Here is an 11857-nt window from a genome sequence, read left to right as displayed (position 1 = left end):
GCGCGGGCTCACATCCCGGAGGTAATGAACTCACCAAGCGTTGCCCTCGCAATGCTCTGGGTGAGGCTGCTCCTCCGGCAGGATGAGATGCACGTCGCCGAACTCGTGCCACAGATAGCGCCCCCGGACGGCCTCCTCGTACGCGCGCTCGACCCCGGGCCGCCCCGCGACCGCCTCCAGCATCAGCAGGTGCGAGGCCTCCGGCTCGTGCAGCCCGGTCAGCAGCCCGTCCACCACCCCTACCCCGCGCTCCGGAGTGACGACCAGATCCGTCCACCCCGCGGCGCCCCGCACCACCCCGTCTTCCCCGGCCGCCGACTCCACCGCGCGCACGGCCGTCGTACCGACCGCGATCACCCGGCCGCCCGCCCGCCGCCCGGGACGCGCCGCGCGCCCCGACCGCTCCGCCTTCACCGCGTTGATCAGCCGCGCGGACGCCTCCGGCACCGCGAACCGCTCCGGATACGGCGGCTCGTGCGCCTCCGCCGACGCCACGCCCGTGTGCAGGGTGACCGGCGCGAACCCCACCCCCCGGCTCACCAGTTCCGTCACCAGACGCGGGGTGAAGGGCCGCGCCGCGCTCGGCATCTCCGCACTGCCCGGCCCGTCCGCCGACGGCAGCGCGAACACCGTCTGGTACGCCGACAGCGGCTGGTCCCGCTCCGTGTACGCGTAGCGGATGGGCCGCCCGTGCGCGCGCAGCAGCCCGAGGACGTCACCGTCCGGCCGGGCCCACCACAGCCGCTCCCCGCGCGGGCTCACGGGCTCCTCCAGCACCAGCCGCCCGGCCCCGGGCAGCACCACCTCCGTACCCGTACGCGCGCCCGTACGCGCGCGCGTAGTACCGCGTCCGTCGGGTTCCCGCAGCTCGACCGCCCAACGGCCGTCGTCACCGAGGGTGGAGAAATGCACCACCACGCGCGCGTGCCCGAGCCGCCCGTCCACCGCCGCGGCCAGCGTGGGCGAGGTGTTCACCACCAGCAGGTCCCCGGCCCGCAGCAGCCGCGGCAGCTCACCGAACGCGTGATGCGTCACCTCCTCACCGCGCGACACCAGCAGCCGTACGGCGTCCCGGTCCAGGCCCGGACCCCGCTGCTCGGCGGGCACGCGCGCGGACAGCTCCTCCGGCACCTTCCCCCATGTCCGCTTCCGCGTGAGCGGAGGGACCCCCGTGTCCGTGCTCACCGCTCCTCCAGCAGCGCCGGCGCCGTGTACCGCCCGCTGGCCGGCCGCTCGTCCAGCAGCCGCAGGAAGGCCGGCACGACCATGGCGGGCGCCGGACGCGGATCGTCGTCACCGGGCACGGCCGCCGTATACAGCTCCGTGGCCATGTCACCGGGATCCACCGCCCACACCCGCAGGCCGGGCTCCTCCACGCCCAGCACCGCCGCGAGCTGGTCCAGGGCCGCCTTCGAGGCGCCGTAGCCGCCCCACGTCGCGTACGCCTCGGCCGCCGCGTCCGAGCTGACGGCGATCACCGTCCCGGCCGGCGACTCCCGCAGCAGTGGCAGCGCCTCACGGACCAGGCCCAGCGCGGCCACCACGTTCACCTCCAGCGCCCGCCGCAGCCCCTCCACCGGCAGCTCCGCCAGCCGTACCAGCGGCTCGGCGCCCAGCGCGCTCGCGTTGCTGACCAGCAGATCGGCACCGCCCAGCTCGCGCGCTGCCGCCACCAGCGCGGCCCGGTGCCCGGCGTCCGTCACGTCCCCCGCCAGCGCCTCCACGCGCGTGCTGTGCCCCGCCACGCCGTGCGCCGCCTCCTTGAGGGCACCGGCGCCCCGCGCGTCCAGCACCAGATCCCAGCCGCGCGCGGCCAGCGCCTCGGCGAGCGCCCGCCCCAGGCCCTTCGAAGCCCCCGTGATGATCCCTACCGGCATGACCACCGTCCCCTCGTCGCGCACCGCCCCCACCGGGCGATGGGCACAACCTAGGAACGGTGCCGCACCCGCCGCCTCGGACGCGGGCCGCAAACCGCGGGGGCCCTTCGGCGTACACCGCACGCCCGGGGCCCCGGGCCCTACACCCGCCGCCCTAGGACCAGCGGCCCTGGTCCCGCGGCCAGTGGTCCGATCCGCGGTGTCACACCCCGCCGGTACCGTGAGGACATGAGTCAAGGCCCCCGGTCCGGCCTCGCAGCGGTCAGTGCCGCGCTGCTGGCCATGAGCAGGCATCTGGAGGTGCGCGACGTCCTCAAGACGATCGTCGCCTCCGCCCGCGAGCTGCTCGACGCCCAGTACGCCGCCCTCGGCGTCCCCGACGACCACGGCGGCTTCGCCCAGTTCGTCGTGGACGGCGTCAGCGACGAGCAGTGGCGCGCCATCGGACCGCTCCCGCGCCAGCACGGCATCCTCGCCGCGATGCTGCGCGAGGCGAAGGCCGAGCGCCTCGCCGACGTGCGCAAGGACCCCCGCTTCGAGGGCTGGCCGGGCGCCCATCCCGAACTGGCCGACTTCCTGGGCCTGCCGATCAAGGACGGCGAGGAGGTCATCGGGGCGCTGTTCCTCGCGAACAAGCGCTGCGCCAAACCGGAGGGGAGCTGCGGCTTCACCGAGGAGGACGAGGAACTGCTCGCCATCCTCGCCCAGCACGCCGCCATCGCCCTGACCAACGCCCGGCTCTACGAACGCAGCCGGGAACTGACCATCGCCGAGGAACGCTCCCGCCTCGCGCACGAACTGCACGACGCCGTCAGCCAGAAGCTGTTCTCCCTGCGTCTGACCGCCCAGGCCGCCGCGGCCCTCGTCGACCGCGACCCCGCCCGGGCCAAGGGCGAGCTGCACCAGGTCGCCGCGCTCGCCGCCGAGGCCGCCGACGAACTGCGCGCCGCTGTCGTGGAGTTGCGCCCCGCCGCCCTGGACGAGGACGGCCTGGTCGCCACCCTGCGCACCCAGACCCAGGTCCTCGACCGCGCCCACAGCGCGCGCGTGACCTTCACCAGCAGCGGCTTCCGCGCCCTGCCCGCCGCCCAGGAGGAGGCCCTGCTCAGGGTCGCCCAGGAAGCCCTGCACAACGCACTGCGCCACTCCGGCGCCGCACACGTCGACGTGAGCGTCGGGCGGCGCGGCTGCGGAGCCGTGCTGCGCGTCACCGACGACGGCAGCGGCTTCGACCCGAGCGCGGTCCGCCGCGCCGGACGGCATCTGGGCCTGGTCTCGATGCGGGACCGCGCGAGCGGGGTCGGCGGCACGCTGACCGTGGAATCGGCGCCCGGCAAGGGCACCACGATCGAGATGGAGGTGCCCGGTGGCTGACGCGATCAGAGTGCTGCTCGTCGACGACCACCAGGTCGTCCGGCGGGGCCTGCGCACCTTTCTGGAGGTGCAGGACGACATAGAGGTCGTCGGCGAGGCCGCCGACGGCGCCGAGGGCGTGGACCGCGCCGAGGAGCTGCGGCCGGACGTCGTCCTGATGGACGTGAAGATGCCCGGCATGGACGGCATCGAGGCCCTGCGCCGGCTGCGCGAGCTCGACCACCCCGCGCGCGTGCTCATCGTCACCAGCTTCACCGAGCAGCGCACCGTCGTACCGGCCCTGCGCGCGGGCGCCGCCGGGTACGTCTACAAGGACGTGGACCCCGACGCCCTCGCCGGAGCCATCCGCTCCGTGCACGCCGGCCACATCCTGCTCCAGCCCGAGGTCGCCGGCGCCCTGCTCTCCCAGGAGGAGGCCAACTCGGGCCAGAGCAGAGCCGGTTCGCTCACCGACCGGGAGCGCGAGGTGCTCGGCCTGATCGCGGACGGCCGCTCCAACCGCGAGATCGCCCGCGCCCTCGTGCTCTCCGAGAAGACCGTCAAGACGCACGTCTCCAACATCCTCATGAAACTCGACCTCGCCGACCGCACCCAGGCCGCCCTGTGGGCCGTACGCCACGGCGTGACCGGCTGAAACGCGCCGTGCGCGCCGGTGCGACCGGCAATACGGAGGGTTCCGCTCCGGACTGAGATTCATACCGTCGTGGGAATGTCACCCGGATGGCGCATCCTCCGGCGATCTCCGCCGTTCTCCAGTGCGTGCCGCGGCGAACCGCCGCGGTGACCGCTAGGAGGGGTTGGAAAGTGAAGAACCTGAAGAAGGCAGCCGCCGTGACGATGGTGGCCGGTGGCCTCGTGGCCGCCGGAGCGGGCCTGGCCTCCGCCACGACCGGCAGCTGGGCCGGCGGCGAGGCCCACGGCTCCCCGGGCGTCGGCTCGGGCAACGTCGTCCAGGTCCCGGTCCACGTCCCGGTGAACGCGGTCGGCAACAGCGTGAGCGTCATCGGCGTGCTGAACCCGGCCTTCGGCAACCTCGGCCTCAACCACTGAGTCCGGGCCGGCACCGGCCCCAGGCCTCCCGGCACCGCCCGGGAGGCCTGCCCACGCAGGGGTGCGGCCCGCACCCCGCCCAGGCCCGCACCACCCGCACCGCGGGAGCATTCCGGAGCATTGCCACGGACACCGCGCGGGCGGCCCGGCCGGTCACCGCACCCCGCGCTCCCGCTCCTCTACGATCGAGTTGTACGCCGCCACCTGCGCCCGGCGGGCCGTCCGCTCCACGGGCCGCAGGGCTTCCGTCCGCGCGGCCATCTCCGAGGAGCTGACCGCACCCCCGTGCCCGCGGCCGTACGCCAGCGAGACCAGCAGCGCCACCCGCTGCGCCAGCTCCAGCACCCGCGCCGCACGCGGCGGATACCCCGGCGCCAGCACCTCACGCCCCTGCGCGGCCCGCGCCCGGTACGCGTCGATCGCCGCCTCCGCCACCGGGCCCGACGCCGCGACGTCCAGTTTCGCCAGTACCTCCGTCGCCTCGCGCAGCGCCTCCGCCAGCTCCCGCTCGGCCTCGCCGAGCGACGGCACATCGGCGGGCGGCGCCTCCCGGACCGGCAGCACACGCCAGACGACCTCGGCGTGCACATCACCCTCCGGCCCGGCCTCGTACACCTCCGGCACCAGCCCGAACGCGGCGCCGAAGCAGACCACCGCCTCCTCGGCGTCCAGGGCCCGCGCATTGAACTCGGGCGGGCCGCTCAGCCCCAGCGGATGCCCCGGCGCCGGCAGCGCCACCCGCAGTCCGGTCGCTCCCAGCGCCCGCAGCCGCCCCAGCGCCAGCGTGAGTCCGACCTGCGCGGACTCCCCGGGCAGCCCCTCCACTCGGTGGACCGTGTCCTCGCCCACAATGGCGAGCGCGGCGTCATCCGGGGAGACGAGTCCGGCCAAAAGGGCATTTCCCCACGCGGCAAGGCGTCCTGAACGCGGTTCCGAGAGCATGCTCCCACCCTAAGGACCGGACCGAAGGAATGGAGCGGCGCGCGCGTGGCGTAGATTTCATAAGGGCTGCGCCCACAGGCGCGGCGGACCGAGCCACAGGCGTACGCGACCAGCCGAGACCGGCACACTGCAAGGGGAGACAACGCGCTCATGAGCGATGTTCTGGAGCTTCAGGACGTATCCGTGGTCCGCGAGGGCCGGGCTCTCGTGGACCAGGTCTCCTGGTCGGTGAAGGAGGGCGAGCGCTGGGTCATCCTCGGACCCAACGGCGCCGGCAAGACCACCCTCCTGAACGTCGCCTCCAGCTACCTCTTCCCCAGCAAGGGCACCGCCACCATCCTCGGCGACACCCTCGGCAAGGTCGACGTCTTCGACCTGCGCCCCCGCATCGGCATGGCCGGCATCGCCCTGGCCGAGAAGCTCCCCAAGCGCCAGACGGTCCTGGAGACGGTCCTCACGGCCGCGTACGGCATGACGGCCCACTGGCAGGAGGAGTACGACGAGGTCGACGAGCAGCGCGCCCGCGCCTTCCTCGACCGCCTCGGCATGAGCGACTTCCTCGACCGCCGCTTCGGCACCCTCTCGGAGGGCGAGCGCAAGCGCACCCTGATCGCCCGCGCCCTGATGACCGACCCCGAGCTGCTCCTGCTCGACGAGCCCGCCGCCGGCCTCGACCTCGGCGGCCGCGAGGACCTGGTCCGCCGCCTCGGCCGGCTCGCCCGCGACCCCATCGCCCCCTCGATGATCATGGTCACGCACCACGTCGAGGAGATCGCCCCCGGCTTCACCCACGTCCTGATGATCCGCCAGGGCAAGGTCCTCGCCGCCGGTCCCATCGAGCTCGAACTGACCTCCCGCAACCTCTCCCGCTGCTTCGGCCTGCCGCTCGTCGTCGAGCAGGTCGGCGACCGCTGGACCGCCCAGGGCCTGCCCCTGTCCTGACCCCCTGTGCGCTTCCCCTTCGCGCCCTGTCCGCCGCCCGACCCCGGCCCTACCATGACCATGTGAACGACATCGACGCATGGGTGTGGTGGCTCGTCGGCGCGGCGGCACTCGGAATCCCGCTCGTCGTCACCGCCATGCCGGAGTTCGGCATGTTCGCGGTCGGAGCCGTCGCGGCCGCCGTCGCCGCCGCACTCGGCTTCGACGCCGTGCTCCAGGTCCTCGTGTTCGTCGTCGTCTCGGTCGCACTCATCGCCGTGGTCCGCCCCATCGCGGCCCGGCACAGCAGGCAGCGCCCCCAACTCGCCACCGGCATCGAGGCGCTGAAGGGCAGGCAGGCCGTCGTCCTGGAACGCGTCGACGGATCCGGCGGCCGTATCAAGCTCGCCGGAGAGGTCTGGTCGGCCCGCGCGCTCGACACCGGCCGCGCCTACGAAGTGGGCCAGGAGGTGGACGTCGTGGACATCGAAGGGGCCACCGCCATCGTCATCTGAGGCAACGGGCCCACGAGTTGGGCGAAGTCTGTCAGACTCGACCAGCAAGATCTTCTACAGGCACGGGATCTGCCGAAGGCGCCGAGGCGGAGAGGGGTACGGGGAACACGATGGAACCGGTCATCATCGTCCTGGTCATTCTGGTGGTGTTGGTCTTCATCGCCCTGATCAAGACCATCCAGGTCATCCCACAGGCCAGCGCGGCCATCGTCGAGCGCTTCGGCCGCTACACACGCACCCTGAACGCGGGCCTGAACATCGTGGTCCCGTTCATCGACACGATCCGCAACCGCATCGACCTGCGCGAACAGGTCGTGCCCTTCCCGCCGCAGCCGGTCATCACCCAGGACAACCTGGTCGTCAACATCGACACCGTCATCTACTACCAGGTGACCGACGCCCGCGCGGCCACGTACGAAGTGGCCAGCTACATCCAGGCCATCGAGCAGCTGACCGTCACCACGCTCCGCAACATCATCGGCGGCATGGACCTCGAACGCACCCTGACCTCCCGCGAGGAGATCAACGCCGCGCTGCGCGGCGTCCTCGACGAGGCCACGGGCAAGTGGGGCATCCGCGTCAACCGCGTGGAGCTGAAGGCCATCGAACCGCCCACCTCCATCCAGGACTCGATGGAGAAGCAGATGCGCGCCGACCGTGACAAGCGCGCCGCCATCCTCACCGCCGAGGGCACGCGCCAGGCCGCGATCCTCACCGCCGAGGGCGAGAAGCAGTCCCAGATCCTGCGCGCCGAAGGTGAGGCCAAGGCCGCCGCCCTGCGCGCCGAGGGCGAGGCCCAGGCGGTCCGTACGGTCTTCGAGGCCATCCACGCCGGCGACCCCGACCAGAAGCTCCTGTCCTACCAGTACCTCCAGATGCTCCCGAAGATCGCCGAGGGCGACGCCAACAAGCTCTGGATCGTCCCCAGCGAGATCGGCGACGCCCTCAAGGGCCTCTCCGGCGCCATGGGCAACTTCGGCCCCCTGGGCGGCGGCAACCAGGGCAACGGCGGAGCCAACGTGCCCGCCCAGAACAACGGCCCGAGCACAGAGCGCCGCGAGAAGCCGCACATCGACTGACGGCACCCGCACACGAGACGGCCCGCCTCCTCGTCGTGGACGAGGAGGCGGGCCGCCGCACTCACCGCGGACCGCTCCGCTCACGTCCGAGCCGCGTGGTCGGCGCGCCCCGGACGGGCGGTCACTTCAGGGTCGGCAGGTACTTGTAGCAGTACTTGTCGCCGCCGATGGAGGCCAGCAGCTTCGTGCCGGTCTTCTTCCCCACGACGCCGTCCGCGTTCCGGCCGGTCAGCCCGTGGTGCTCCTGGAAGTACTTCACCCACGCCTTGGTGTAGGTGCCGTACTTGGCGTCCTCCTGCAGCGCACCCGGGTAGTTGCGGTTGATGATGCGCTGGACGCACCACACACCGTGCCCGGACGAGCCGTACGACAGGACGGGCGCGTGCGTGTTGGCCAGGGCCGCTCCGGCGGTCATCCCGGAGAACCCGAGCGTCGCCGCCGCGACGGCGGTGGCCGACAGGGCGGCGCGGGTACGCAGGCTGAGCTTGGTCATGACGTGGTCGTCCCTTCCGCACTCCGCGGGCCGGGTCCCCCCGTCGGGTCCCCCGATCGGCCCGCGATGCTGTGCACGAAGCTACGGCCGCCACCACCGGCCGGTCGTCCCGCACCGGGTTGACCCTGACCGGCACCATCGGCCGTACGCCCGCGGTTCCTGCAACTTCCGCGGTACATCACGAGTTGACGACCCCTGCTCCACGCCCTACGCGGCGGACCTCCCCAGCCACAGTGGCAGCGCGTCGAACTCCTCCTGCCCCAGCGCCAGCAGCATCGCGTCGGCCGGAGAGGGCTCGAACGGCTCCCGCAGCAGGGCCATGCCCGCCTCCTGAGGAGTCCGGTCGGCCTTCCGGTGGTTGTCCTCCGCGCACGCGGCCACCGTGTTCAGCCACGTGTCCTGCCCGCCCTGTGCCCGCGGCACCACATGGTCCACCGTCGTGGCCCTGCGCCCGCAGTACGCGCACCGGTGCCGGTCCCGGACCAGCACACCCCGCCTCGACCAAGGGGCTTGTCTTCGGAACGGCACCCGTACGTACCTGCACAACCGGATCACCCGGGGCACGGGTATGTCCACGTCGGCGCCACGCATGCGCAGTTCGGGGTGGGCCTGCTCGACGACGGCCTTGTCCTGCAGCACCAGAACGACGGCTCGATTCAACGTCACCGTCGACAGCGGCTCGAAGCTCGCGTTCAGCACCAGCGTGTCCCGCATCCAGCCCACCTCCCGTGTGCACCTGCCCACCCCCCGGCGGGCTTGGATCAACTCTGGACGGGCGCGCCGAGATGGACAACGCAATAAAAAATGCCCGCCTCCGATCACTTCCAAGACCGGAGGCGGGCAAACGTTCCGTGAACGCTCGGCTGAATCGCGGCGCCGCGCTCAGCCCTGCGCGGGGTTCTCGTACTCCCCGATGAGCTGTGCGCGTGCGAGGGTGTGGAACCGCAGGTTGAAGCCGACGACGGCCGGAGAGGCGTCCGCGTCCGGACCGAGCTTGTCCTGGTCGACCGCGTACACCGTGAAGACGTACCGGTGCGGCCCGTCCCCGGGCGGCGGCGCGGCGCCGCCGAAGTCCCTCGTCCCGTAGTCGTTGCGCGCGTGTACGGCGCCCTCGGGCAGCCCCTCGAACTTGCCGCTGCCCGCACCGGCCGGCAGCTCCGTCACGGACGCCGGGATGTCGAACAGCACCCAGTGCCAGAACCCGCTGCCGGTCGGCGCGTCGGGGTCGTAGCAGGTCACGGCGAAGCTCTTGGTCTGAGGCGGGAAGCCCTCCCAGCGCAGGTGCGGCGAGGTGTTGCCCTCGGCGTGGACCTGGGCGCTCTTGAGCGTCGCACCCTCCTGGACGTCGTCACTCGTCACCGTGAACGACGGCACGGGCGGATGGAAGTCGTGGGGGAGCGGCCGCCGCTTGAGCTCGGTCACCTCGGTACCTCCTGATCGATGATCTGGAACCAGCAGTTCCCGAGCCTAGAACCAGTTGCGCCTGCTGCCGACCTCGGACAGCCACTGGTTCAGGTAAGCCGCCCAGTCGGTCCCCATCCAGTCGTTCATCCCCACCTGGAACGACCGGTAGGTGTCCGAGCCCTCGCTGAACAGGCCCGGCTTCTTGTCCATCTCCAGCACGACGTCCATCGCGTGCTCGTCGGCCACGAAGCTCAGCTCGACCTGGTTCAGCCCCCGGTACTGCGACGGCGGGTAGAACTCGATCTCCTGGTAGAACGGCAGCGTCTGCCGCGTCCCGCGGATGTGGCCGCGCTCCATGTCCGCGTTCTTGAAACGGAAGCCGAGCTGGATGAACGCGTCCAGGATCGCCTTCTGCGCCGGCAGCGGATGCACGTTGATCGGGTCGAGATCCGTGGAGTCGACGGCTCGCGCGATCGCCAGCTCGGTCGTCACCCCGATGTGCATCCCGCGCAGCGCCTGCCCGTCGATCATCGTGACCGGCGTCTCCCAGGGCACCTCCAGACCGAACGGCACCGCGTGCACCGCACCCGCCTGCAGCTCGAAGGCCCCGCCGAGCCGCACCTTGGTGAACTCGATGTCCTGCTTGTACTCCTGGTCGCCGCTCTCCACCTCGACCTTGGCCTGCAGACCGACGGACAGCCCCTCGACGTCCTGGTTCACGGACCCGCCCTGGATCCGCACCTCGCCCTGGACGACACCGCCGGGCACGACATTGACCTCGGTCAGCACGGTCTCCACGGACGCCCCACCGGCACCGAGGCTCGCGAGCAGCTTCTTGAACGCCATTGACTCTCCCTTTACGAAGGCCCTCGACCCCTACAAACGCGATCCACCCCCCGACCGGTTCCGCCGGAGCGGTGCCGCGCCTGCACTACCCTCGGAGGGCATGATCGCGCCCCCGGACCGTACGCCACTGCCCCGAGAGTTCTTCGACCGCCCGGTCCTGGAGGTCGCCCCGGACCTGCTCGGCCGCATCCTGGTGCGTACGACACCGGACGGCCCGATCGCCGTACGCCTCACCGAGGTGGAGGCGTACGACGGCCCGAACGACCCCGGTTCCCACGCCTACCGCGGCCGCACCGCCCGCAACGCCGTGATGTTCGGCGAGCCCGGACACGTGTACGTCTACTTCACCTACGGCATGTGGCACTGCATGAACCTCGTCTGCGGTCCCGAGGGCCGGGCGAGCGCCGTCCTGCTCCGCGCCGGCGAGGTCGTCGAGGGCGTCGAACTGGCCCGCAAGCGGCGAGTTTCGGCCCGGAACGACAACGAACTGGCCAAGGGCCCGGCCCGGCTGGCGACGGCCCTGGAGGTGGACCGGGCCCTGGACGGCACGGACGCGTGCGCCTCCGGCGAGACCCCGCTGCGCATACTGACCGGCACACCGGTAGCCCCTGACCAGGTACGCAACGGCCCCCGCACCGGAGTCGCCGGCGAGGGCGGCAACGGCGACGTCCACCCCTGGCGTTACTGGGTGGCGGGGGACCCCACGGTGAGCCCCTATCGGGCCCACGTGCCGAGGCGCCGCCGAAGTTGACGCGCCTGGCGAAGGTGCGTAATGTATCCCGAGCCGCTGAACCGGGTACGGCGATCGCCTGCAGCCGGAGCGGCCAACCCACTACCTAGCTACCACCCTTCGACGGGGTCGATTTTGGCGCGCTCGCGTGCCCGAATTCGACTCGCCGGACTCGATTATGAGTCGCCGGGGGAAATGAGCTAACGTAGTGAATGTCGAAAGGGCGGACGGCGAAAGCCGAAAACCCCGCAGACAGCCCGCCGACCGGGAATCGGACGCCGAAAGGATCTGATAGAGTCGGAAACACCGAAGGGAAGCGCCCGGAGGAAAGCCCGAGAGGGTGAGTACGAAGGAAGCGACCGTTCCTTGAGAACTCAACAGCGTGCCAAAAGTCAACGCCAGATATGTTGATACCCCGTCTACCGGACCTGTTCCGGTGGCGAGGTTCCTTTGAAAAAACACAGCGAGGACGCTGTGAACGGTCGGGCTTATTCCGCCTGACTGTTCCGCTCTCGTGGTGTCGCCCCGATTACGGGGAAGCATTCACGGAGAGTTTGATCCTGGCTCAGGACGAACGCTGGCGGCGTGCTTAACACATGCAAGTCGAACGATGAACCTCCTTCGGG

At 71.5% G+C, this 11857-nt stretch carries 14 protein-coding genes and 1 rRNA gene; 8 read left to right on the top strand and 7 right to left on the bottom strand.

The genetic code is table 11. From position 1 onward, the window contains the following. Positions 1 to 30: 30 nt before the first annotated feature. Both ACGFZN_RS05645 and ACGFZN_RS05640 read right to left on the bottom strand, forming a co-directional pair. Entirely contained in the window at positions 31 to 1185 is a 1155-nt protein-coding gene (locus ACGFZN_RS05645) for an S-adenosylmethionine:tRNA ribosyltransferase-isomerase (protein WP_393857206.1), read from the bottom strand. After that, positions 1182 to 1877, bottom strand: coding sequence for an SDR family NAD(P)-dependent oxidoreductase (locus tag ACGFZN_RS05640; RefSeq protein ID WP_393857205.1), 696 nt, complete (start codon positions 1875 to 1877; stop codon positions 1182 to 1184). Before ACGFZN_RS05640 ends, ACGFZN_RS05645 begins: the two co-directional genes overlap by 4 nt. A 228-nt stretch (positions 1878 to 2105) precedes the next feature. Here ACGFZN_RS05640 and ACGFZN_RS05635 point away from each other — a divergent pair, with 228 nt between their 5' ends. The 3 genes from ACGFZN_RS05635 (at position 2106) to ACGFZN_RS05625 (ending at position 4301) form a co-directional block, all read left to right on the top strand. Next, positions 2106 to 3251 (top strand): GAF domain-containing sensor histidine kinase, encoded by a 1146-nt coding sequence (locus ACGFZN_RS05635; protein ID WP_393857204.1) that lies wholly within the window; start codon positions 2106 to 2108, stop codon positions 3249 to 3251. Then, positions 3244 to 3885 carry a response regulator transcription factor gene (locus tag ACGFZN_RS05630; RefSeq protein ID WP_360150923.1) on the top strand — a complete coding sequence of 214 codons (642 nt, stop codon included), beginning with the start codon at positions 3244 to 3246 and terminating at the stop codon, positions 3883 to 3885. Before ACGFZN_RS05635 ends, ACGFZN_RS05630 begins: the two co-directional genes overlap by 8 nt. Positions 3886 to 4055: 170 nt before the next feature. Beyond that, a complete protein-coding gene (locus ACGFZN_RS05625) occupies positions 4056 to 4301 on the top strand; it encodes a chaplin (protein WP_360150926.1) in 246 nt (81 codons plus the stop codon). A gap of 153 nt (positions 4302 to 4454) precedes the next feature. On the opposite strand, the gene ACGFZN_RS05620 is transcribed toward ACGFZN_RS05625, so the two are convergent. Beyond that, positions 4455 to 5243, bottom strand: a complete 789-nt coding sequence (locus ACGFZN_RS05620) for a hypothetical protein (protein ID WP_393857203.1) — start codon at positions 5241 to 5243, stop codon at positions 4455 to 4457. A gap of 150 nt (positions 5244 to 5393) precedes the next feature. On the opposite strand from ACGFZN_RS05620, the gene ACGFZN_RS05615 reads away from it, so the two are divergent. From ACGFZN_RS05615 to ACGFZN_RS05605, 3 genes are all read left to right on the top strand, one after another. Then, entirely contained in the window at positions 5394 to 6185 is a 792-nt protein-coding gene (locus tag ACGFZN_RS05615; RefSeq protein ID WP_393857202.1) for an ABC transporter ATP-binding protein, read from the top strand. Positions 6186 to 6247: 62 nt separating this feature from the next. Beyond that, a complete protein-coding gene (locus tag ACGFZN_RS05610) occupies positions 6248 to 6679 on the top strand; it encodes an NfeD family protein (RefSeq protein ID WP_393857201.1) in 432 nt (143 codons plus the stop codon). 110 nt (positions 6680 to 6789) lie between these two features. Beyond that, positions 6790 to 7758, top strand: a complete 969-nt coding sequence (locus ACGFZN_RS05605) for an SPFH domain-containing protein (protein ID WP_393857200.1) — start codon at positions 6790 to 6792, stop codon at positions 7756 to 7758. A 121-nt stretch (positions 7759 to 7879) separates the two neighbouring features. On the opposite strand, the gene ACGFZN_RS05600 is transcribed toward ACGFZN_RS05605, so the two are convergent. The 4 genes from ACGFZN_RS05600 to ACGFZN_RS05585 all read right to left on the bottom strand — a co-directional run bounded on the left by ACGFZN_RS05600 (position 7880) and on the right by ACGFZN_RS05585 (position 10501). Further along, the gene (locus tag ACGFZN_RS05600; protein WP_393857199.1) at positions 7880 to 8251 is read right to left on the bottom strand and encodes a peptidoglycan-binding protein; all 372 of its coding nucleotides are present in this window, start codon (positions 8249 to 8251) and stop codon (positions 7880 to 7882) included. Positions 8252 to 8458: 207 nt separating this feature from the next. Next, a complete protein-coding gene (locus ACGFZN_RS05595; protein WP_393857198.1) occupies positions 8459 to 8965 on the bottom strand; it encodes an HNH endonuclease in 507 nt (168 codons plus the stop codon). Between the two features lie 168 nt (positions 8966 to 9133). Beyond that, a complete protein-coding gene (locus ACGFZN_RS05590; protein ID WP_393857197.1) occupies positions 9134 to 9673 on the bottom strand; it encodes a YbhB/YbcL family Raf kinase inhibitor-like protein in 540 nt (179 codons plus the stop codon). 45 nt (positions 9674 to 9718) lie between these two features. Continuing rightward, positions 9719 to 10501 (bottom strand): sporulation protein, encoded by a 783-nt coding sequence (locus ACGFZN_RS05585; protein WP_393857196.1) that lies wholly within the window; start codon positions 10499 to 10501, stop codon positions 9719 to 9721. 100 nt (positions 10502 to 10601) lie between these two features. Between ACGFZN_RS05585 and ACGFZN_RS05580 the strand changes: the two genes are divergently transcribed. Then, complete coding sequence (locus ACGFZN_RS05580; protein ID WP_393857195.1) at positions 10602 to 11252, top strand: DNA-3-methyladenine glycosylase; 651 nt, start codon at positions 10602 to 10604, stop codon at positions 11250 to 11252. Between the two features lie 521 nt (positions 11253 to 11773). Then, positions 11774 to 11857 (top strand): 16S ribosomal RNA (locus tag ACGFZN_RS05575); the annotation flags it as partial.

The organism is Streptomyces sp. NPDC048192 (assembly GCF_043202415.1).
Classification (GTDB): Bacteria; Actinomycetota; Actinomycetes; order Streptomycetales; family Streptomycetaceae; genus Streptomyces.
The sequence above is the reverse complement of the archived record's forward strand: the minus strand, read 5'-3'. Positions and strand labels throughout refer to the sequence as shown.

What these genes read in the sequence shown, in the direction of transcription:
- ACGFZN_RS05635 (WP_393857204.1), top strand. Translation starts at nt 2,106, where the DNA reads ATGAGTCAAGGCCCCCGGTCCGGCCTCGCAGCGGTCAGTGCCGCGCTG.
- ACGFZN_RS05585 (WP_393857196.1), bottom strand. Translation starts at nt 10,501, where the DNA reads ATGGCGTTCAAGAAGCTGCTCGCGAGCCTCGGTGCCGGTGGGGCGTCC.
- ACGFZN_RS05620 (WP_393857203.1), bottom strand. Translation starts at nt 5,243, where the DNA reads ATGCTCTCGGAACCGCGTTCAGGACGCCTTGCCGCGTGGGGAAATGCC.
- ACGFZN_RS05580 (WP_393857195.1), top strand. Translation starts at nt 10,602, where the DNA reads ATGATCGCGCCCCCGGACCGTACGCCACTGCCCCGAGAGTTCTTCGAC.
- ACGFZN_RS05605 (WP_393857200.1), top strand. Translation starts at nt 6,790, where the DNA reads ATGGAACCGGTCATCATCGTCCTGGTCATTCTGGTGGTGTTGGTCTTC.
- ACGFZN_RS05600 (WP_393857199.1), bottom strand. Translation starts at nt 8,251, where the DNA reads ATGACCAAGCTCAGCCTGCGTACCCGCGCCGCCCTGTCGGCCACCGCC.
- ACGFZN_RS05595 (WP_393857198.1), bottom strand. Translation starts at nt 8,965, where the DNA reads ATGCGGGACACGCTGGTGCTGAACGCGAGCTTCGAGCCGCTGTCGACG.
- ACGFZN_RS05615 (WP_393857202.1), top strand. Translation starts at nt 5,394, where the DNA reads ATGAGCGATGTTCTGGAGCTTCAGGACGTATCCGTGGTCCGCGAGGGC.
- ACGFZN_RS05640 (WP_393857205.1), bottom strand. Translation starts at nt 1,877, where the DNA reads ATGCCGGTAGGGATCATCACGGGGGCTTCGAAGGGCCTGGGGCGGGCG.